A 21,375-nucleotide genomic window follows, 5' to 3' on the forward strand; every position below is an offset into this window, starting at 1 on the left:
ATAAATGTATCAATTCAATAGGTTACGACTATTGTTTTACCCTAAAATAGAAACAATACTTAATCTTGCATATTAAAAAACCATTTATTAATCCTTCTTTAAACAAGGTTAAATCTTTCCCTCCAAACTTATAATCTAAAAAAATTATATTTTAATCGGTTAAAATAGTTACCTGCCGAGACCTTTTTTAAAGCTATCACCACACGAGCCATTACTCAAAAAAATAAAACACCTGCCAAAACGACCGCACTTTTTGCCAAATCCATTAAAGTGCGGTTAAAAATTCCGTTGTTTTTTGCTATAATCCCGCGCAATTTTGCTTCCCGATTTTATGAATTAACCCATTATGACAACGAATTATTCCGCCAACGAAATTACCGTTTTAAAAGACCTCGAACCTGTCCAGCTGCGTCCCGGCATGTACACGGACACCACCCGCCCGAACCATCTTGCACAAGAAGTTATCGATAACAGCGTGGACGAAGCTCTTGCCGGTTTTGCCACCAAAATTGAAGTGATTTTGCACAAAGACCAATCCATTGAAGTCATTGATAACGGACGCGGGATGCCGGTGGATATTCACCCGGTGGAAAAAGTTTCCGGTGTGGAAGTGATCATGAGTAAATTGCACGCCGGCGGTAAATTCTCCAATAAAAACTACACCTTCTCGGGCGGTTTGCACGGGGTCGGAATTTCTGTCGTAAACGCCTTATCGGAGCGGGTTGATGTTACCGTTAAACGCAATGGCGAAATCTATAAAATCGCTTTTGAAAACGGCAAAAAAGTAGAAGATCTTACTGTTATCGGCACCTGCGGTCGCCGCACGACCGGTACCACCGTGCATTTCAAACCGAATCCGAAATATTTCGACAGCGAAAAATTCTCCGTCAGCCGCCTACGCCATTTATTACGCGCCAAAGCCGTACTTTGTTCCGGCTTGGAAATCAAATTTATCGACAACGTCAACGACACCGAAGACACCTGGCTATATCAAGACGGCTTAAATGACTACTTAATGGAAGCGGTCAATGGCTTGGTCACATTGCCGGAACAGCCCTTTATCGGCGAATTTAACGGCGAAAAAGAAGCGGTATCTTGGGCATTATTGTGGCTGCCGGAAGGCGGTGAACTCATTGGTGAAAGCTATGTGAACCTGATTCCCACCGCACTTGGCGGCACCCATGTCAACGGTTTGCGTCAAGGTTTATTAGACGCCATGCGCGAATTCTGCGAGTTTCGCAATCTATTGCCGCGCGGCGTAAAACTGACCGCCGACGACCTATGGGATCGCTGCGCTTATGTGCTTTCCCTCAAAATGCAGGATCCACAGTTCGCCGGTCAAACCAAAGAACGACTTTCTTCCCGTCAAAGTGCGGTGTTTATCGGCGGCGTAGTCAAAGATGCCTTCAGTTTATGGCTCAACCAAAACATTCAGCAAGCGGAACTGTTGGCAGACATGGCAATCAGCTCCGCTCAACGTCGTCTGCGTGCGGCGAAAAAAGTGGTACGCAAAAAACTGGTAAGTGGCCCTGCGCTACCGGGTAAACTCGCCGATTGTAGCTCGCAAGACATCAATTTCACCGAATTATTCCTCGTAGAAGGCGATTCCGCCGGTGGTTCCGCCAAACAAGCGCGGGATCGTGAATATCAGGCGATCCTGCCGTTACGCGGCAAGATTTTGAATACGTGGGAAGTGTCTCCGGAACAAGTTTTGGCATCACAAGAGGTGCATGATATTGCGGTGGCGTTGGGCATTGATCCCGACAATAGCGATTTATCCCAACTACGTTACGGTAAAGTCTGCATCCTTGCCGATGCGGACTCCGACGGCTTACACATCGCCACCCTGCTTTGCGCCTTGTTCCTACGCCATTTCCCGAAACTGGTGGAACTGGGCCATGTGTATGTGGCAATGCCGCCGTTATACCGTATTGATTTAGGCAAAGACGTGTTTTACGCCTTGGATGAAAGCGAAAAAGACGCGATTTTAGATCGTCTTAAAGGGAAAAAAGGCAAACCGAACGTACAGCGTTTTAAAGGCTTGGGCGAAATGAACCCAATGCAACTGCGCGAAACCACCATGGACCCGAACACCCGCCGCTTAGTGCAGCTCACCTTTGAAGCCCAAAGCGAAGAAAAGCGGGAAACCATCGAAACCATGGATATGTTACTGGCTAAAAAGCGTGCCGAAGACCGTAAAAACTGGTTGCAGGCAAAAGGTGACCAGGTTGATTTGGCGGTGTAAGAGTATATTCGATTATTTTTAATAATTTCAGCCCATTATTAAATTGATATCGGATTTCGCCCGATGGGCGACCTACTTTTTCTTTGCTCGTGCAAAGCAAAAGTAGGCAAAAAGAAAACACGCCCTGCTTTCCCTTGTTTCCCTTGTTCCACTGAATTTGCTTTACGGAAATTTTCGAACTCGCCACTACGTGATTCAAACAAAGCGAAAATTTCCTACAAATTCAACTCCACAAGGGCGGCAAAGAAGGGAACCCAATAAATAGCTCTAAAAGTGCGGTCGATTTTAAAATCATTTTTTAAATAAAAAAACATCCGAAAAAAATCAACTGCACTTTTCAGAATAACGCTCGAAATAATGGGTCCCCGTATAAATTGCCCGAACGTGCGTTAATTTTTAGGAAAATTTTGCTTTGTTTGAACCACGTAGTGGCGAGTTCAAAATTTTCCGTGAAGAAAATTAATGCTAAGAGAGGAAAAGCAATTTATCCGGGGTCGCCTTTCTTTTGGTTACTTTTCTTTGGCGAAGCAAATAAAAGTAACTCGCCCCATCAGGCGAAACCGATTAACACAACCAAAATATGAACTACAAATGACAACAGAATCCATCAACTACGAAGGCATCGAACAAATGCCACTCCGCCACTTCACTGAAAGTGCGTACCTCAACTATTCCATGTACGTCATCATGGATCGCGCGTTGCCGTTTATTGGTGACGGCTTAAAGCCGGTGCAGCGACGTATTATTTACGCCATGTCCGAACTCGGGCTGAACGCCACGGCGAAGTACAAAAAATCCGCCCGTACCGTGGGGGACGTGTTGGGTAAATTCCATCCGCACGGCGATAGCGCTTGTTATGAAGCCATGGTGCTGATGGCGCAACCGTTCTCTTACCGCTATCCGCTGGTTGACGGGCAAGGTAACTGGGGGGCGGTGGATGATCCGAAATCCTTCGCCGCCATGCGTTATACGGAGTCCCGTTTATCTAAAATTTCTGAGATTCTGTTAGCGGAACTTGGACAAGGCACAGTAGATTATCAGCCGAACTTCGACGGCACGCTGGAAGAGCCGCAATATTTACCGGCGCGCCTACCGCACATTTTACTCAACGGCACCACCGGCATTGCGGTGGGGATGGCGACGGATATTCCACCGCACAACATTAATGAAATCGCCGACGCGGCGGTGATGTTATTGGACAATCCGAAAACTACGCTGGACGAATTATTAACCGTAGTGCAAGGCCCCGATTTCCCGACGGAAGCAGAAATTATTTCGCCGAAAGAAGATATTCGGAAGATTTATCAACTGGGTCGCGGTTCTATTAAAATGCGCGCCACTTGGAAGAAAGAAGACGGTGAAATTGTTATCAGCGCCTTGCCGCATCAATCTTCACCGTCGAAAGTCATCGCGCAAATCGCCGAGCAGATGAATGCCAAAAAACTGCCGATGGTGGAAGATATTCGTGATGAAGCGGATCATGAAAATCCGGTGCGCATCGTGCTGGTGCCGCGTTCCAATCGGGTGGATATTGACGCCGTGATGGCACATTTATTCGCCACCACCGATTTGGAAAAAAGTTATCGCGTAAACATGAACATGATCGGTCTTGATCACAAGCCGGCGGTGAAAAATCTGTTGGAAATTCTCACCGAATGGCTCAGCTTCCGCCGCACTACAGTCACCCGTCGTTTGCAATATCATCTGAACAAAGTGCTCGCCCGTTTGCATATTTTGCAAGGCTTAATGATCGCCTTTTTAAACATTGATGAAGTGATCCACATCATTCGCTACGAAGACGAACCGAAAGCGGAATTGATGGCGCGTTTTAATTTAAGCGACGAGCAGGCAGAAGCTATTTTGAACTTACGTTTGCGCCATTTAGCCAAGTTAGAAGAGCATGAGCTGCAAGCGGAACAAGCGGAGTTGGAAAAAGAGCGGTCATCTTTGGAAGAGATTTTAGGCTCCGAGCGCCGTTTGAATACGCTCCTGAAAAAAGAAATTCAACAGGATGCCAAAATCTACGCCAGTCCGCGCCGTTCGCCGTTAGTGGAACGTGCAGAAGCCAAAGCCATTGCGGAAAACGAAATGCTGCCGACAGAACCGGTCACCGTGATTTTGTCGGAAATGGGCTGGGTGCGTTGTGCCAAAGGACACGATATTGATCCACAAGGCTTGAGTTATAAAGCGGGCGATAAATATTTGGCGCACGCCTACGGCAAAAGCAATCAAGCAGCGGTGTTTATCGACAGCACGGGGCGCAGTTACGCGCTGGATCCGTTGACGTTGCCATCCGCCCGTTCACAAGGCGAACCGCTCACCGGCAAACTCACTTTACCGGCGGGGGCGACTATCGATCAGTTACTGATTGAAAATGAAGATCAGCCGTTGCTCATGGCATCTGACGCAGGCTACGGTTTTATTTGTAAATTTGCCGATTTAATTGCCCGCAATAAAGCCGGCAAAGCGCTGATTTCCCTGCCGGAAAATGCCAAAGTCTTGCCGCCGTTAACGCTGAAAAATTCCACCGCACTTTTGGTAGCGCTCACTTCCGCCGGTCGCATGCTCATTTTCCCCGCGCAGGATTTGCCGGAATTATCCAAAGGCAAAGGCAACAAAATCGTTACCATTCCGTCCGCCAACGCCAAAGCCCGTTCTGAGCTGTTGGTGCACTTATTGCTGATTGAAGAAAATTCGAGTCTAGTGTTCCATTCCGGCAGACGCAAAATTGTACTGAAACCGGAAGATCTGCAGAAATTCCGCGCCGAACGCGGTCGTAAAGGCACGCAATTGCCACGGGGTTTACACAGTAATGTGGAAATTGAAGTGGTAACACCACAGCAGTGAAAATCTTAAATTGCACTTAAAGGCTGCTATTCGCATTCTTTCATGAGGAACTGCGGTTATTTTTACCGGTGTTTTTTTCTCTTACAATAAACAAGATAGAAAGAATTTTATTCACTACTGAGTGTAACTAAGCCGGCACGTTGTATATATCCATAAATGGAAATATCAATAGATTCAATCAGGTGGGCATATTACACAAATCTGCTACAATGTCCCTGATGGTTATTTATACCATCATTAAGCAGGCAAAAATTGTAATTGTCATTTTATTCAAGGAGTTAATATGAAACTATATTTTAAGCCGGGTGCATGCTCATTCGTACCGCATTTCGCATTGGAAAAAATCAATCAGCCTTATGAAGCCGAAGCAGTGACACAAGAGTATATGAAGAGCCCGGAATACTTAGAGCTCAATCCACAAGGTGCAGTTCCTCTACTCGTTGACGGTAATCTTGTACTTTCCCAAAACTTGGCGATTTTAACTTATTTAGACGATCTTTACCCACAGGCAAAACTCTTTGGCAGCGACTCAGCCAAAGGCAAAGCTATAGCATTTCGCTGGTTGGCATTCTTGAATTCTGACGTACACAAAGCCTTTGTCCCACTCTTCCATGTACCGCCTTACGTTCAAGATGAATCCTTAAAACAAGCGATTCAAAAAACAGCGAAAGAAAATATTCTGGGTATGCTGGCGCAAGCTAATCACTGCTTATCAAAGCAGAATTACCTAGGCGAAGATGTATCCGTCGCCGATATTTATCTATTTACAATTTTAGGCTGGTGTAAATTTATCGATCTTGATTTTTCATCCCTAACACATTTAACCGAATTTGCGCAACGCATTGCAGCATTGGACATTGTAAAACGTGTACAAAAAGCCGAAGGGTTGATTTAACTCTTGTATTAAATAAAAAAATCCGTCTTTATAGAGACGGATTTTTTTATTTAGTGATAGTTCAGAATCTCTAACCGTTCACGGGCGGCATCAGAAAAATAACTTTGTTGTGCAATAAGATCCTTGTAAATAGAAATAGCGAGCGGGCGATTGCGTCGAGTACCTTCGCCATGTTCATACATTAGTGCCAGACGAAAGATCGCTTCTTCGTTGCCTTGTCGTGCGCTTCTTTCCAACCACTGAAATGCTTTGTTGAAATTCTTAATTTTGTTCTCGTTGTAATACAGCATGCCTAAAATCAACATGGCTTGCGAATCGCTAACTTCGGCGGCCTGCTCCAATAAATTAATGCCATATTCCAGATTCTTTTTAACGCCGTAGCCGCCTGTATAAAGAATGCCCAAATTGGTGAGCGCTTTCACACTCCCCTTTTCTGCCGCCTCACTAAACCACCAATAGGCTTTTTCGTAATTTTTCTCTACGCCGTTACCGCCAAAATACAAACGCCCTAAATCCAGTTGCGCGTTACTATCACCACGTAGCGCCAAAATACGCATCACATTGAATGCCGAACGGACATCGTCATTTTGATAGAAATATCTTGCCAGATTTCTCAATTCATCATTATTCAATTTATTCTGTGCAAACGCCGACATTTCTTGTACACGTTCCGCGACCGAAAACGCCACATTTTCCGCCGCTTGTACAGAAAAACCCAATAATCCCAATACTATCGCAAAATGTTTTAACTGTTTTTTCATCATATTCATAACGTTGCATAAAGCAAATTGGCAAAAAACAGCAGCGAAACGCCCATTTCGGTCAGCCCCACTTGTTTTACCGACATTTTTTTGTGCGGTAGCCAAATTGCACGAATTAACGACGGAACAAACGCCAGCGCCATTAAATACTGTTGTAACAAGATAAATCCGAGCACACAAAGCGCATGAAAACCGATAGATAACTTCAAATATAACGGATTTTTTCGCTCACGCATGACGGATTTGACATATAAGGTGGTACCGATAAAAAACAAGCTCGGATACAGCGCTACCAGCCAGATTTTGCCATCAAAAGTGCGGTCGGAAAAATAGTAGGATCCCATGCCCGCAATGGCAAAAATAATGATTCCCACCAGATCATTTAAAAAAGCACGCTCATCCTTTTTTTTCACATAATAAATATTTACCAACACTAACGGCATCATGGCGACCACAAAAAGCACCGTTCGCCAGTTATGCAATAACACCGGAATGGCAAAAATCACCGTGGCAAAGAAATAAATCCACGACCATTTTATGTACAGTTCTAAATTTCTGCCTTTGAACAAATTCAGAAACGGGTAAGTCATTAAATATAATGAAAACCATGCCAATAAAAAGAAAAGGTGCTGCCAAATAGGGTGAGCAAGTAACATACCGTACAGAAATGGCATGAGTGCCATGACGATTGCGCCGTGCTGATTAGAAATCAATAGCGTCATAATTGAGACTAGTTATCAGTTGAAAAGTTTAAGAATTTTAGAGGTTTTTCTGGAAGATTGATATAATCCTTACGAATTATTTTCATTACGGAGAAGAAATCATGACACAAATTCAACGTATCGATACTCACGCCCGCCTTGCCGAACTGGTGATTTATCATGGTGTCGCTTATTTGGCAGGACAAGTTCCGGAAACCACCTTAGCACAGGATGCTTACGCCCAAACGCAAGAAGTGCTAAATCTCATCGACAAATTACTTGCCAAAGCCAATTCCCACAAAAGCCAAATTTTAAACGCGCAGATCTATCTTGCCGACATGCAGGATTATGCCCTGATGAATCAGGCATGGGACGAATGGGTTGATCCACAAAATCCACCGGCGCGCGCCACTGTAGAAGCCAAACTGGCAGATCCTCGCTGGAAAGTGGAAATTGTGGTGACGTCGGCGGTTTAACAATGCTATTCGGACCTAATATTTAGCCTTCATATTACAATTTATAACGCTTCATTTTCTTTAATTTTTTTAAACAGTAACCAATCCTGTTGCTGATTCTCTAAAATGAATGTTTTACATCGAGGGTTTTCTGCCAACCATGTCGAAATCATTGTTGGTGATTCTTTTGTTTTCATCAATAAATAATCATAATCCTTACAATTATCAAGGCTAATAATCCAATCTTTATTAACCACACCTGAACGACTTGATATATTTGGCATTTTATTAGGTTTGAATCTAACTATTTGCGGTGAATAAACGGCAAAATTAAAATCGGACCACCCATGTTTTTGCGCCTGATACCAGCTACCAAAATGTAAATATTCTGTACTTGAAGTAAGCAATCCACTGGTTTCTGAAGATTGACTAAATAAAGTTAATATTCTTTTTTGAGACTGCATAGACTCTATTATTTTCGAATATGCTCTCATATTTGGATCATTATTAAATTGAATATTATTATAATAGACTTTTCCCATTAATAAGAAAACAAATATAAAAAACATTAAATTAAAGAAAATTATGTTACCGTTATTCTTTTTGATTGACCTTTTTTCAAAAATTAAATAATAAAAAGGAAGCATAAAAATGGAAAATCGTTCATATATAAATGCTGTTTGATTAAGTGCATGAGGTAAACTAAACCAAAGAATGAGAAAACCGATAAAAGGAATATAACGTTTAATATCCTTAGTTAAGGTATAGCCCATATAACTCGGTAAAATAAAAAAAACTATCCAAGCAACATTATATAATACGGCATAGTCCATATTCCAAGGATAGTAAATCAGTGTAAATACTTTATACCAAAAAGGTAGGAATACATAATTTTCAGAATAATCTTTAAATTGTAGTAAATCTGTTTTACCCAAATACCGAATTAATATTATTGCAAATAGCAGATAAGGGAGAGTAAATATTACCCCCCCCCCGCTTTATAAGATTCTTGTCTAAAATGAATAGCTAAAAAATATCCATATGAAATAAAACAGAAGAATGAAAAAATTAAAACATGGCTACAGTAAGATAAAATACCTAATAATACTATACCTATAAAATAACGATATTTCTTAGTTTCAAGCCAATTTTTATTAGAAAGAAAAAATAAAATACCGATAGGTATTGCTAAAAGAAATGTAACAAATCCCCATTGGAAAGCAAATCCAAAAAAGCTTGTTATCGCAGCCCATTCCAGAATACTTTCAGCTTGAAAGCTTTTTCTCAAAAGAAAAACCGCCCAAACATTAAATAGGAATATAAAAACCACCAACAGTTTAGAAGATGTAACAATATCCGTGAATTGATATAGCAACCACCAAACAAAATAGCCCGTTAAATAAGGAGTATCCCAATTCAGCTGAACTAAATCAGACCATTTACTCTGTTGTTTAAACAGATCATCTAACATAACTACTTGGGCTGCATGCTGCGGCAAATCAACCATGGGTAAATATGGTGGATAAAATAAAAAAAGAACAGTAACAAGCAGAACCAGATAAAATAAATTTCTTTCATTATTAGTTAATAAGGTAAATATTTTCATTATTATAATTCTTTCTCTATTATATATTTAGGTCTATCTTTGACTTCATCGAATATTTTACTAATATAGATACCTATAATACCTAAAGTAAAAAGTTGCACACCGCCTAAAAAATACATAGGCACAACAGTAGACGCCCATCCGGGTACTATACCACTGCCAAAAATTTTTATAATTAGTGCCCATCCTCCCATTGCCAGTGAAATTAAACTAACAATAATACCTAACCATAATATAAATAATAAAGGAATTGCACTAAATCCACATATCCCATCTATGGCTAAACGCATCATACGAGGAATGCTATATTTACTAAATCCGGCGATCCTTTCTTCACGTGCATAATAAACTGTAGTACTTGAAAATCCTAAAAGTGGAACAATACCGCGAAGAAATAAATTACTTTCCCTAAAACATTCCAAAGCAGACAAAGCTCTAGCACTCATTAGACGATAATCTGCATGGTTAGGAACAACGTTAATATTCATCTTTTTTAAAATGTTATAATATAATAAAGCAAAATTCCGTTTTAATAAGCTGTCTTTTGCACGCCTATTTCTCACAGCATATACAATTTCATAACCAGAAAAATATTTTTCTAACATCTCCTCTAAAGTACCGGGATCATCTTGTAAATCGCAGTCCATAGTAATACAAATATCTGTTTTTAACTGTTTAGCTGAAAACATCATTCCTGCCAACAAGGCATTTTGGTGCCCAAAATTGCGGGTTAACTTTAATGCTTTGATTTGCTGATATTGCTTAACCAGCATTTCTATTTCCAGCCAGGTATTATCTTTTGAACCATCATCAATCAGCAATAACTTACTATTCTTATTAATTCTCTTATTATTTATTAAATTTAATAAGTGATTAAGAATAATCGGTATGGATTTAGATAAAACAGACTGTTCGTTATAACAAGGCAAAACAATTGTAAGTATAGGTTCCGACATAAAAGCCTTCATCATTTGGAAAAAATATTTAAAAATTATGATATAAACAGATAGTAATTATATCTAATGACAGGATAAGTATAGAAGTGAATAACTGTAAAGTACAGTAAAACACCAAAGAAAGATAATAAATAGAATGGATTCTATTTATCTGCTATTAGCTCCGCCTCCAGCAACAACGGCGCATGGTCGGAGCTTTCCGTTGGTTCTGTAGTGGCGTTGATGACATTTAATCCGCGAATAAAAATATGATCCAGCGGGTTACCCAAAAAGCGCAGACGATGATCTTGCGGAAAAGTCACCTCTTGTAAACCATATTCCGTAATTAACTCATGAATACGCGACATACGGTAACTGCTCCAAGAATTAAAATCCCCGGCGAAAATTAACGGTCCCTGATGGTGGGAAATAAGTTGCATGAGCGTGCGTAGTTGCTCGCCGTATGCGGTGGGGTTTAATTCAAAATTAATTAAATGCACGTTGACTAATAAGAGATTTTTTCCTCCCGCCAGAGGCAGACTCATGGCGGCGCCGACTTTCGGAATGCGGATCCAGGGTTCCGGTTTTGAACCGGCGCAATAAAAGTGCGGTGGAAATTTTGAGAGAATTTCAACGCCCGATTGCTGCTGTAAATAAGCAAAGGCAGAGGCATAAAGTGCGGTCGGAAATTGCGCTGAATATTGCGTCGCCAGATGTTGCGTATTTAACACCTCTTGCAGCAACACAAAGTCGCGCCCTTTGGCAAAACGGGAAAGCGCCTGCTGCCAACCGGCATCCTGCCCTTTGTGCAAATTCCAAACGAGTAAACGGAATCTATTTTGTGTCATTTCTTGCGGTTTTTGCGCCGCTTGGTAACAGGTTAAATCTTCGTGTTTTGCGAGCGGTTGGTAAGTCAGCTTGGAAGCACCGGAAAAATGGATTTTGACCGGCAAAAAAATCTCGATGCTGTAAAAAAGATAGGCAGCAACGCCTACTGCGACTATACCAAATAAAGCGAGAAATTTGCGAATAAAATGCGTCGTTTTCTTTGCCATCATTACACCGGACGAATACTTTTCACATCAACCTGACAATCAAATTCACGCTCCAATAGTTGCAACTTTTCATCTTGCAACAAATCCTGTTTCGCCTGCTCACGCAATTGAGCATAGGTTTTACGGCGATAATCCGTCGGCGTCAGATATTGTTCGTCGTCGTTAATTTCCACGGTCAGTGCAATTTCTTTCTGTAACACCACTGAAAGTGCCTGTTGTAACAGCTTCCGATGCTTATCCTGATTTAAATGCCCGTGGCTGGAACGCACACCAAGTTTAAACTCCGCGTCATTTTCCTGCCAAATGAAGGTATTTAAGGCGAACTCTTTGGTGAGATTTTCTACACCGCTTTGCTCAATCAGCTGCGCCCAGCGATCTTGCGTTTGAGTTAAATTGACGATTTTTTGCTGTAATTCAGGAGTGATGTCCTGCAAAATGGCGGCTTTGATTTCGGAGGGCTTAGGGCCTTGCTCAATATTGGCAAGCTCGGGGTTGCTCCACTCCCAACGATAATCCTCGCCTAACAACACATCCGCATCAGTTTCGTCGCTATCAGATTCACTCTGATTTTCTACCGCACTTTGGGCGTCAGAATGCGTGGTTGCATGGGAAAGTGCGGTCAGTTTTTCCGATGAATGTTGTGCTAAGCGTTCAGACTTTTTTTTTTCTTGAGAGGGCGTACTCGGCATGGCATCCAGCTGCTCCAGCCCGTTTAAGGCGTCCAGCACGGGGGAATTGACTAACGCCTCTGTCGATTGCGCAGGTTGTGCTTTTTCCATTTGAGTCGGCGCATTATCCGCCACCGATTTTTTACGGCTTTGATAATTGGCTTTGATCGCCTGTGAAACCACCGGCATTTCAATCGCGGGGGCGGTAGATTGCAATGGAGATTTAACGGGATTTTCCACCGCACTTTGTTGGCTTAACGGAGGATTGAATTCGTTCTGTTCTGCATTCGCAAAATCCCCCATTAATTTCGGGTGAAACGCCAACGCACGCAATAACACCATTTCAGCGCCCATACGCGCCGTTGGTGCGGCACTTAATTCTTTACGACCGGTGACAACGACCTGGTAGAAAAATTGAACGTCCTGAGGCGCAATATGTTTGGCTAAAAAGCCGATTTGACTGCTTTCATCCAAGGCAGCCTGCGGCAAGAGTTGTTGCATGACGATTTTGTGCAAGTTTTCCGACACTTCACGTAGCAATTCATCCCAATCGCCGGCTTTATCCGCCACAGCATTCACTGCCTGCATCAGTTTTTCGCCGTTACCTTGCTGTAACGCATAAATCATCTCAATGGCTTGACTTTCATCCAGTAAACCGAGCATATCGTTAACGATATTGAGCGTAACATTGCCGTTGCTCATGGCTATCGCTTGATCGGTGAGGCTTAAACTGTCGCGAATACTGCCCTGCGCGGCGTTGGCAAGTTTATCTAACGCCAAGGATTCAAAAGGGATCTGTTCCTGATTGAGAATATACGCCAAATGGTCAGCGATTTGTGATTGCTCCAGGGCTTTCAAATGGAACTGCATACAACGGGATAAAATCGTTACCGGCAATTTATGCGGATCCGTGGTGGCGAGCAGGAATTTGACGTATTCCGGCGGCTCTTCCAGGGTTTTCAGCAACGCATTGAAAGAATGGCGGGAAAGCATGTGTACTTCATCGATAAGATACACTTTATAGCGCCCCAACACCGGTTTATATTGCACGTTATCCAGCAATTCACGGGTGTCTTCCACTTTGGTTCGGGACGCCGCATCGATTTCGATCAAATCAATAAAGTTGCCTTTTTCGATGGCGTTGCAATGCTCGCACACGCCACAGGGTTCGGCGGTGACACCGCTGACACAATTAAGCCCTTTGGCGAATAAACGGGCGATGGAAGTTTTCCCCACGCCGCGCGTGCCGGAAAACAAATAGGCATGATGCAGACGATTTTCACGCAAACCGTTAGCAAGTGCGGTCAAAATATGTTGCTGCCCCACAACGTCAGCAAAGGTTTTCGGACGCCATTTTCTTGCTAATACCTGATAACTCATACTATATTTTCCCGCTTGCCTAATCTGAAAAATTAATGACCGGCGAAATTAACCAAGGTATAAGGTTCCACGCCCAATCCAAGTAAACGCTGTTCGCCACCCAATTCCGATAAATTAATCACGAACGCGGCGTGCTTCACTTCACCGCCAAGACGTTGCACTAATTTAACGGTGGCTTCAACAGTGCCGCCGGTCGCCAACAAATCATCAATCACTAAGACATTATCACGTTGTTGAATGGAATCCGTGTGAATTTCCAAAGTGTCTTGCCCATATTCCAATTCGTAAGATTGTGCGATGGTCTCACGGGGTAATTTGCCCGGCTTGCGCACCAACACGAAAGGCACATTTAACGCCAACGCCACCGGCGCGCCGAAAATAAAACCGCGGGATTCGGTACCGATCACTTTATTAATCCCTTTGTCTTTGCAATGTTGCACGATGAGATCGATAGCCGCATGAAATGCCGCCGGGTTTTCTACCAGGCTGGTAATGTCACGAAAAATGATGCCCGGTTTCGGATAATCGGGAATGGATTTAATTGAAGAAGCGATAAGTGCAAGTTGTTTTTCCATTTTTTTACCTAAAAGTGCGGTTGTTTTTTTGCACGGATTAAAATTATAAATCGGCGCGCATATTATCATAAATCGACGGATTGCCGAACATTAATCATAAAGATCTTCACCATTTTTTCGGGTGCGCAGCAGCTGTAAAATCCACACATATTGCGCCGGCGTTTCAGTGACAAAACTTTCAATTTCTGCATTCATGGCGCGTGCACATTGTTCCGGATCATCACTTAATGCCATGGCGAGATGAATTTCCATCTGGTATTTGCCGGCCTCTGCGTTGTAGCGCGGAAACATGGGAATCACCACCGCTTTTGCCAGTTTCGCCATTTTATTAATACCCGGCAATGTAGCTTTGTAGGTGGCGAAGAAATCCACATACACACTCTGCTCTTCGCCAAAATCTTCATCCGGCAAATAATAGCCCATTTGCCCCTGCTTAATGTGGTTCAAAAACGGTTTAATACCATTTTGGCGGGCGTGCATTTTGCCGCCGAAACGCTGTCGGGTGATAGTCCAAAGCCAGTCCACCAGAGGATTGCGGTGCGGGTTATACATGGACGTCATGGGAATGCCGTGGGTGTGCAAAATAATCCCCGACGCATCAATCGCCCAACCGTGCGGCACCAGCAAAATCACGTTTTTACCCTGTTCTTTTGCCTGTTTAATATGTTCAATGCCGATAAATTCACTGCGTTTTTGCAAATGTTTTTTTGAACGCACGGCAACTTCACCGATGCCCAACATCACTTGCGCCAACACGGCGAACATTTCATCAATCACCTTCTCACGATGCTGTTCCGACCATTGCGGAAAGCAACATTGCAAATTAATTTGCGCCCGTTTACGTTGTTTTTTCGCTTTATGCCCGATAAACACACCGAGTTTCGCCGCCAGCTTATCGCGCAAGCGAAAAGGGATAAAGCCGAGCAAAAGCAGTACCAAAATACCGCACCAAATGCCCCAGTATTTCGGCTTTAAATACGACCATGAGAAACGTGGTTCATAGCCGACACGCGCCGTTAAACGGACGTTTTGTTGAGAATCTGTCATTTATCGTTCTTCGTTCAGTTTTAAGAATTAGGACACGCGTTAGAAAACGCACGCCATCAGGACGCCATCGGAATTCATAAAAAAACAATCAAAAAATTGACCGCACTCTATGCCGTTAAAAGTCAAACCAACCTTGATCAAACGCCATTTTCACCGTCATGATAAAGGACATTACGACCACCATAGGGCGAATCAACGTTTTTCCTTTGGTCATCACCATTTTGGCGCCTAAGTTGGCGCCGATGAACTGCCCTGCCAGCATAATCAAGCCCACTGTCCATAAAATTTGTCCGCCGATTAAGAAGAAAATCAAGGAAGCCAGATTAGAGGTAAAATTCATCACTTTGGCATGGGCAGTGGCTTTTGCCAGATTAAAGCCAAGTAATGTCACGCAAGCCAAGCTCATGATGGAACCGGTACCGGGGCCGAAAAAGCCGTCATAAAAGCCCATAAACGTACCGATACAAAATGCAAAAATCGGGTAAGAAAGACGCTGTTTGCGATCTTCGTCGCCGAGTTTAGGGGTGACCAAAAAATAGATACCGATAGCCAAAATCAAAAACGGGAGAATTTTCTTGATCAAAGACGCGTCAATTAATTGAATTAAAATGGTGCCGGCAACAGATCCGAGGAAGATCATCAACAAAATCAACCAAACTTCCGAAAATTTAACCGCTCTTTGACGCAGAAAATAAAGGCTGGCAGAAAAGGAACCGCCACAGGCTTGTAGTTTATTGGTACCGAGCGCAACCGCCGGCGGAAGCCCTGTCATCAGTAACGCGGGGATGGTGATTAAACCGCCGCCACCGGCAATGGCGTCAATAAAACCGGCAATAAAGGCAACAGCAAATAAAATGGCTAAAATATCAAGTCCGAATTCCATACATCACTCCAGCCACTCGCTTCGATTCGGCGAGCTTAAGACTTGCTGACACAAAAACGGTTCGGGCGGTGTAACTTTCGGTTTGCTCGGGGCTGAACCCGGTTTTGCCGGTTTAAACCAAGAATAGAGTTCTTCCCCACAACCGTCGCCGGCGGGCACCGGCGCTTGATTCTCACAATACTGCGCCCCTTGCGGACAAGTCAGACGCACATGGAAATGGGAGTCATGCCCAAACCACGGGCGGATTTTGTGCAACCAGGCGCGATCGGCGCCCGCGGTTTCGCAGAGTTTTAATTTGATCGCCGGATTAACGAAAATACGCGTCACTTTCACATCTTCCGCCGCCAGTTTAATTAGTTTCGCGTGGTTGGCATTCCAAATACTGTCGTCCACCCGCTGCGCTTTGCGATTCACCACCAACAAACCTTTGCCGTCGGAATTCAGTGCGTCGCTGTCGGACATACTGCCCATGCGCAGCCAAATATCCGCATCCAGCCCCATTTGATGGCTGGCGTGTCCCGTCAGAAAACGTCCGCCGCCCGGCATAGCAATATCGCCCACCAACATGGTCGGCAAACCCGCCGCCTTGGCGCGTTGCCCCAAACGTTGCAAGTAGCTAATCATGTCAGGGTGTCCGTAATAGCGGTTTTTATTCATGCGAATCACTTGATAGCCGTCGCCTTTATAAGGCAAAGGCTGGGCGCCTATGATACAACCGTTGGAATAACTGCCGATAGCCTGCGATTTCCCGTCTTCTGCGGGAATCGGACGTTTAATTTGTTGCCAATCTTGCGGCGCGGCAAAAGCGTTGGCGGCGTAAAAAACGCTGCTGAAAACGACCGCACTTTTGATGAATTGGAGAAAGGTTTTATTCATGATGGCATCCGTTTTTCAGGTTTATCGGCATTGCGCTTTAAAACGCAACAAATGATCCAACAATACAATCGCCGTCATAGCTTCCGCAATCGGCACGGCGCGGATGCCGACACAAGGATCGTGGCGACCTTTAGTAACAACTTCGACAGATTCATTGTCGAGATTCACCGAGCGCCCCGGAATGGTAATGCTGGAAGTGGGTTTGAGGGCAATCGTGGCGATAATCGGTTGTCCTGAACTGATGCCGCCCAAAATCCCGCCGGCATAGTTGGAAAGAAATCCTTGCGGGATCATTTCGTCACGATGTTGGCTACCTTTTTGTTCTACCACAGCGAAACCGTCACCAATTTCCACGCCTTTTACCGCATTAATGCTCATTAATGCGTGGGCTAAATCCGCATCCAAACGATCAAACACCGGTTCGCCCAACCCGACGGGGACGTTTTCCGCCACCACGGTCAATTTAGCACCGATAGAATCCCCTTGTTTTTTCAGATCACGAATTAATTCATCGAATTTTTCCACCGCACTTTTATCGGGGCAGAAAAACAGATTGCTATTTACTTCTGCCCAATCAATATGTTCCACGGATTGCGGCGCAATTTTGACATCGCCGATTTGGCTTAAGAAACCACGCACTTCAATGCCGAATTGTTCGCGTAAATATTTTTTCGCGATGGCACCCGCCGCCACGCGCATGGCAGTTTCGCGGGCGGAAGAACGACCGCCGCCGCGATAATCACGAATGCCGTATTTTTGTTGATAAGTAAAATCTGCATGTCCCGGACGGAAGCGATCTTTAATTTCGCCATAGTCCTGCGAGCGTTGATCGCCGTTCTTAATGATTATGCCAATACTGGTGCCGGTGGTTTTTCCTTCAAAGACACCGGATAAAATCTGCACTTCATCGTCTTCGCGGCGCGGTGTGGTATAGCGCGAGATGCCGGGTTTACGACGATCCAAATCCGGTTGAATATCCGCTTCCGATAATGCCATGTTCGGCGGTACGCCGTCCACAATGCAACCCAAGGCAATGCCGTGGGACTCGCCGAAGGTGGTGACGCGAAATAATTGTCCGATGGTATTTCCTGCCATGCTGTTCTCTCTTTAATGCAATTAAGATTTTACTTCAATCAGTGGCATGACTGCACCGGTATCTTGATTTTTAATAAACACATCAAGCTGATTAAAGGCAATATCAATGTTATTTTCTGTAAATAATTCATTAATTCGTCGATTGAGCGAGTCGATGGTATTTGTTCGCTCGGAAAGTTGCCCCACATAAACACGCAATTCATGATCTAATGTGCTTGCCCCAAAGGATAAAAATAATGCACGCGGTTCAGGATCTTTAAGCACAGCCGGCTGTTCATTTGCCGCTTGAAGCAATAATTTTTTCACCAATTCAAGATTGGAACCATAAGCAACTCCAACGCGAATTACCAAACGTGTCATCGTATTGGATAACGCCCAGTTGATCACCTGCCCGGTCACGAAGGATTTATTTGGCACAATCACTTCTTTACGATCAAAATCTATCAACGTAATAGCACGAATCCGAATTTTCGCTACGGTACCGCTCACATCATTAATAGTGACGGTATCGCCGACCCGAATCGGGCGTTCAAATAATAAAATAATCCCCGACACGAAGTTCGCAAAGATTTCCTGCATACCGAAACCAAGACCGACGGAAAGTGCGGCGAATAACCACTGCAATTTCGACCACGACATTCCCAGCGTCGCAAACGCCCAGGCGCCGCCGATAGCTACTAAAATATAGGTTAATAAGGTGTTGATGGTATAAGGCGTACCTTGCGACAATCTTACCCGAGAAAATACGATCACTTCCAAAATCCCCGGAATATTGCGCACCAGAATGTAGGTAATGCTGATGATAACCAACGCCACCAGCAAGTTAAATAACGAAATACTTTCCGTTACTACGCCCGCTTCCGTGGTAGAAATTTGCTGCCACAATGTAATGTCGCGCAAATAGCTTGCCACAGTGACCAAATCCGACCATACATAATAGAACATGGCAAACAGCGCCGTCCAAATGAATAAATCGGCAAAGCTCAATAACTGGCTGCGCACTTGATTTAACGCCAAACCTTCTTCCTGCTCAGTAATCATTACCACATCGTCAGAAGGAGAACCGTCGTTAGAATCCGCTTGTTTTTGCTGACGTTTTTCCTGTAAACGACGATACGCCAAACGGCGGGACGCCACGGTAATGGCACGATAGACGGTATGGCGGGCAAGCGACCACACCACCCAGGCAATGTAAGTATTAATAATGTGTGAAATCAGATTTAACGCGGTGTAATAGTAGCCTAACACGACCAATACGATTAATCCGACCGGCGCCAAACGTAGCAAAATGCGTACGATTTTCAGAATAATTTTATCGCGATTATCCTGCGTGTTTGCGCCAAACGCCGTCACCGCGCGATTAAAGCGCGGCGCAATAATGAGGATACAGAACCCTAACGCAATAATGGTATTAATTTCACCAAGCACATCATTGGCTAAACCGCTATCCATCACGCTGCTGAAAATCGAAGTATTCAACAATAAAACCACGGCGACAATAATCCGCTTGGTAATGGATTGGAATTTCTCCGCCGTTTCCTGTGAAAAGCCGAAGTGGCGCACTAAAATACCGTTCGGGCGCAATACCGCCAGCAGGAAACTAAAGAACCACCAATAGCCCGCCATACTCAGCGACCACTGCCAGAATTCCGCCGGGTTACGGAAGAAGAAAAAGCCGACAAGCTGACAAATTGCCAAAAACCATAACGTTCCTGACAGGGACAAAATTGCTGTGTAAAACAACGCAATCGGCGTATGCCACTGGCTGTCGGAGCGCAACGTATTGATTTCACCGTTCATTAACGCAAAGCGGTGTTTAATTGCCGGTTTGAATTTAAAAATAATCCCGCCAATGACTACCAGAATAAACACATAAGTCAATAAATACGGCAGATTGTCAAAATTACTCGGGAAACCTAATTTTTTAACGATGCCGTCAAATTGCGTGCTCAATGACATCGGCAAGGTTTTAATCCAATCCAGGTTGAGCGGGTTGTTACTTTTTACCCAGAAGCTTTGCTGATCCAGTTTAGCCTGAATTCGATCACTGATTTGCGTAATCTGCTGTTGGGTCAACTCTAAGGAAATCGCCAAATTCAGCTGATTATTTAATGATTTAATCACATCGGAAGCGATTTTACGGCGTTCCGTCAACAAATTAGTTAATTGCGTTTTTTCCGTATCGGTGAAGGTTTGATTTTCATCAGATTGTACCTTCGTAATATAAGCATCTAAATCGTACAACTCGTTACGGCGCTGGGTAATATCAAAAATCTGCACGCGCAAATCGGCAATTTGTTTTGATAAACCCTGAATATTTAGATTGGTAGGCAGTTTTTGTTTTTGTTGCTGGATAATTCGTGACAACACCAATGTGCCCTGCAAGGCGCTGATTTGCTCGTCAATGGTGCGCTGAGTTTGGGTTAAATTTTCCAACACGTTGCGCATACGCAATTCATCCTGAGTCAGCGTATTGGTTTTTTCCGTTTGTTCAAGTAAAAAGCGGCTCAACTGTGCATTACGCTCCAGTTCTTGCTGAATAAAATTATTTTTGACCGCACTTTGCTGTTGCTGCTGCGCCTGCTCCACCTGATTTTGCGATTGCACCAAATTCTTTTGGTTAATCACTTCTTGAATCAGCGCAAGCTGTTGCTGCTGCACTTGTACTCTTACGCTCAATAAATCGTAACGGTTTTTATACAATACGGTAAGTTGATCGCTGTTTTTCAACAAAAATTGATTGTTGGCATTGCGCAGTTCGATCAGTTGTAACTCTAACTGATATTGCTGTTTCAGCGTGCTGCTTGTAGAAGACTCGGCAAGTTTTTGATTGAGTTCCTGCGTGCGTTTTAAATTCGTCGCCAACGCCGTTTGCGCCCGTTCGGACACGGAACTTTGCCCCGCCAACAAGCCATTCGCTACATTTAATGCCGCTTGCGTGTCTTGTTGTTGTGCATTTAGCTTTTCAAAAGCGGATTGTAACGAGGTCAAGGTGGCGGATTTATAGTCATCGGCACTTGCCGTATTCAGTTGTTTTTTCAGATTTTGCAGATCCGTGCTATCTTTTTGAATTTCCGCATCGGCGCCGTTAATGGTTGCCTGTAGCTCATCATTGGCTTTTTGCTGTGCCTGAATTTGCTGTAACAAATCCAAAGACGTTTGCAGGTCGGCGACCAATGTTTTTTTCTCATCGCCATCGGGCAGTTTCTGCGCATTCGCCAAATCGGCTTTTAAGGATTTTTCCGTCGGTAACGCATTATTCTGATCGGCAAATGCACTTTGCGAAACGGCAACGTTTAGCAACAATGCCACACAAAGTGCGGTCAAAAAAGCGTTTATTTTCATACTTAT

General features: G+C 43.9%; 17 protein-coding genes. 4 read left to right on the forward strand and 13 right to left on the reverse strand.

All coding sequences use genetic code 11. The features are described from left to right. Positions 1 to 346: 346 nt before the first annotated feature. The 3 genes from parE (at position 347) to LIN98_RS08565 (ending at position 5,987) form a co-directional block, all read left to right on the forward strand. Positions 347 to 2,245 carry a DNA topoisomerase IV subunit B gene (gene parE, locus LIN98_RS08555; protein WP_005566521.1) on the forward strand — a complete coding sequence of 633 codons (1,899 nt, stop codon included), beginning with the start codon at positions 347 to 349 and terminating at the stop codon, positions 2,243 to 2,245. 591 nt (positions 2,246 to 2,836) lie between these two features. After that, complete coding sequence (gene parC / locus LIN98_RS08560) at positions 2,837 to 5,092, forward strand: DNA topoisomerase IV subunit A (protein WP_005544645.1); 2,256 nt, start codon at positions 2,837 to 2,839, stop codon at positions 5,090 to 5,092. Positions 5,093 to 5,375: 283 nt separating this feature from the next. After that, on the forward strand, positions 5,376 to 5,987 hold the full coding sequence (locus LIN98_RS08565; protein WP_005544647.1) for a glutathione S-transferase family protein: 612 nt from the start codon (positions 5,376 to 5,378) through the stop codon (positions 5,985 to 5,987). A gap of 50 nt (positions 5,988 to 6,037) precedes the next feature. Here the strand turns inward: LIN98_RS08565 and LIN98_RS08570 are convergent, their stop codons facing one another. Next, on the reverse strand, positions 6,038 to 6,757 hold the full coding sequence (locus LIN98_RS08570; protein WP_005547895.1) for a tetratricopeptide repeat protein: 720 nt from the start codon (positions 6,755 to 6,757) through the stop codon (positions 6,038 to 6,040). Beyond that, complete coding sequence (locus LIN98_RS08575; protein WP_005547897.1) at positions 6,754 to 7,470, reverse strand: YwiC-like family protein; 717 nt, start codon at positions 7,468 to 7,470, stop codon at positions 6,754 to 6,756. Before LIN98_RS08575 ends, LIN98_RS08570 begins: the two co-directional genes overlap by 4 nt. A 101-nt stretch (positions 7,471 to 7,571) precedes the next feature. Here LIN98_RS08575 and LIN98_RS08580 point away from each other — a divergent pair, with 101 nt between their 5' ends. After that, on the forward strand, positions 7,572 to 7,925 hold the full coding sequence (locus LIN98_RS08580) for a RidA family protein (RefSeq protein WP_005568378.1): 354 nt from the start codon (positions 7,572 to 7,574) through the stop codon (positions 7,923 to 7,925). Between the two features lie 41 nt (positions 7,926 to 7,966). Here the strand turns inward: LIN98_RS08580 and LIN98_RS08585 are convergent, their stop codons facing one another. From LIN98_RS08585 to mscK, 11 genes are all read right to left on the reverse strand, one after another. Continuing rightward, positions 7,967 to 8,839: a hypothetical protein gene (locus LIN98_RS08585; RefSeq protein WP_014167876.1), complete on the reverse strand. Its 873-nt coding sequence runs from the start codon at positions 8,837 to 8,839 to the stop codon at positions 7,967 to 7,969. Positions 8,840 to 8,886: 47 nt separating this feature from the next. Further along, positions 8,887 to 9,510, reverse strand: a complete 624-nt coding sequence (locus LIN98_RS08590; RefSeq protein ID WP_233115846.1) for a hypothetical protein — start codon at positions 9,508 to 9,510, stop codon at positions 8,887 to 8,889. A 2-nt stretch (positions 9,511 to 9,512) separates the two neighbouring features. Further along, positions 9,513 to 10,466 (reverse strand): glycosyltransferase family 2 protein, encoded by a 954-nt coding sequence (locus LIN98_RS08595; RefSeq protein WP_014167878.1) that lies wholly within the window; start codon positions 10,464 to 10,466, stop codon positions 9,513 to 9,515. Between the two features lie 143 nt (positions 10,467 to 10,609). Then, positions 10,610 to 11,503, reverse strand: a complete 894-nt coding sequence (locus tag LIN98_RS08600; RefSeq protein ID WP_005589124.1) for an endonuclease/exonuclease/phosphatase family protein — start codon at positions 11,501 to 11,503, stop codon at positions 10,610 to 10,612. Beyond that, positions 11,503 to 13,548: a DNA polymerase III subunit gamma/tau gene (dnaX, locus tag LIN98_RS08605; protein WP_053330419.1), complete on the reverse strand. Its 2,046-nt coding sequence runs from the start codon at positions 13,546 to 13,548 to the stop codon at positions 11,503 to 11,505. Before dnaX ends, LIN98_RS08600 begins: the two co-directional genes overlap by 1 nt. Positions 13,549 to 13,580: 32 nt before the next feature. Next, positions 13,581 to 14,192 carry an adenine phosphoribosyltransferase gene (gene apt, locus LIN98_RS08610; protein ID WP_005543085.1) on the reverse strand — a complete coding sequence of 204 codons (612 nt, stop codon included), beginning with the start codon at positions 14,190 to 14,192 and terminating at the stop codon, positions 13,581 to 13,583. Between the two features lie 21 nt (positions 14,193 to 14,213). Continuing rightward, positions 14,214 to 15,170 carry a lauroyl-Kdo(2)-lipid IV(A) myristoyltransferase gene (gene lpxM, locus LIN98_RS08615; protein ID WP_005547918.1) on the reverse strand — a complete coding sequence of 319 codons (957 nt, stop codon included), beginning with the start codon at positions 15,168 to 15,170 and terminating at the stop codon, positions 14,214 to 14,216. A 115-nt stretch (positions 15,171 to 15,285) separates the two neighbouring features. Beyond that, positions 15,286 to 16,053: a TSUP family transporter gene (locus LIN98_RS08620; protein WP_005547920.1), complete on the reverse strand. Its 768-nt coding sequence runs from the start codon at positions 16,051 to 16,053 to the stop codon at positions 15,286 to 15,288. A gap of 3 nt (positions 16,054 to 16,056) precedes the next feature. Beyond that, positions 16,057 to 16,929 (reverse strand): penicillin-insensitive murein endopeptidase, encoded by an 873-nt coding sequence (gene mepA, locus LIN98_RS08625; RefSeq protein WP_005547922.1) that lies wholly within the window; start codon positions 16,927 to 16,929, stop codon positions 16,057 to 16,059. A gap of 21 nt (positions 16,930 to 16,950) precedes the next feature. Next, positions 16,951 to 18,024, reverse strand: coding sequence for a chorismate synthase (gene aroC / locus LIN98_RS08630; protein ID WP_005571360.1), 1,074 nt, complete (start codon positions 18,022 to 18,024; stop codon positions 16,951 to 16,953). 21 nt (positions 18,025 to 18,045) lie between these two features. Continuing rightward, positions 18,046 to 21,369 (reverse strand): mechanosensitive channel MscK, encoded by a 3,324-nt coding sequence (gene mscK, locus LIN98_RS08635; RefSeq protein WP_012821059.1) that lies wholly within the window; start codon positions 21,367 to 21,369, stop codon positions 18,046 to 18,048. Positions 21,370 to 21,375: the final 6 nt, after the last annotated feature.

The organism is Aggregatibacter actinomycetemcomitans, from assembly GCF_023518055.1.
Lineage (GTDB): Bacteria > Pseudomonadota > Gammaproteobacteria > Enterobacterales > Pasteurellaceae > Aggregatibacter > Aggregatibacter actinomycetemcomitans.

Excerpts from the sequence above, each read along its gene's own strand:
- apt (WP_005543085.1), bottom strand. The coding sequence starts at position 14,192 with ATGATAATATGCGCGCCGATTTATAATTTTAATCCGTGCAAAAAAACA.
- LIN98_RS08620 (WP_005547920.1), bottom strand. The coding sequence starts at position 16,053 with ATGGAATTCGGACTTGATATTTTAGCCATTTTATTTGCTGTTGCCTTT.
- mepA (WP_005547922.1), bottom strand. The coding sequence starts at position 16,929 with ATGAATAAAACCTTTCTCCAATTCATCAAAAGTGCGGTCGTTTTCAGC.
- aroC (WP_005571360.1), bottom strand. The coding sequence starts at position 18,024 with ATGGCAGGAAATACCATCGGACAATTATTTCGCGTCACCACCTTCGGC.
- LIN98_RS08595 (WP_014167878.1), bottom strand. The coding sequence starts at position 10,466 with ATGTCGGAACCTATACTTACAATTGTTTTGCCTTGTTATAACGAACAG.
- LIN98_RS08580 (WP_005568378.1), top strand. The coding sequence starts at position 7,572 with ATGACACAAATTCAACGTATCGATACTCACGCCCGCCTTGCCGAACTG.
- lpxM (WP_005547918.1), bottom strand. The coding sequence starts at position 15,170 with ATGACAGATTCTCAACAAAACGTCCGTTTAACGGCGCGTGTCGGCTAT.
- LIN98_RS08590 (WP_233115846.1), bottom strand. The coding sequence starts at position 9,510 with ATGAAAATATTTACCTTATTAACTAATAATGAAAGAAATTTATTTTAT.
- LIN98_RS08570 (WP_005547895.1), bottom strand. The coding sequence starts at position 6,757 with ATGAATATGATGAAAAAACAGTTAAAACATTTTGCGATAGTATTGGGA.
- parE (WP_005566521.1), top strand. The coding sequence starts at position 347 with ATGACAACGAATTATTCCGCCAACGAAATTACCGTTTTAAAAGACCTC.
- LIN98_RS08575 (WP_005547897.1), bottom strand. The coding sequence starts at position 7,470 with ATGACGCTATTGATTTCTAATCAGCACGGCGCAATCGTCATGGCACTC.
- dnaX (WP_053330419.1), bottom strand. The coding sequence starts at position 13,548 with ATGAGTTATCAGGTATTAGCAAGAAAATGGCGTCCGAAAACCTTTGCT.
- mscK (WP_012821059.1), bottom strand. The coding sequence starts at position 21,369 with ATGAAAATAAACGCTTTTTTGACCGCACTTTGTGTGGCATTGTTGCTA.
- LIN98_RS08565 (WP_005544647.1), top strand. The coding sequence starts at position 5,376 with ATGAAACTATATTTTAAGCCGGGTGCATGCTCATTCGTACCGCATTTC.
- parC (WP_005544645.1), top strand. The coding sequence starts at position 2,837 with ATGACAACAGAATCCATCAACTACGAAGGCATCGAACAAATGCCACTC.
- LIN98_RS08600 (WP_005589124.1), bottom strand. The coding sequence starts at position 11,503 with ATGATGGCAAAGAAAACGACGCATTTTATTCGCAAATTTCTCGCTTTA.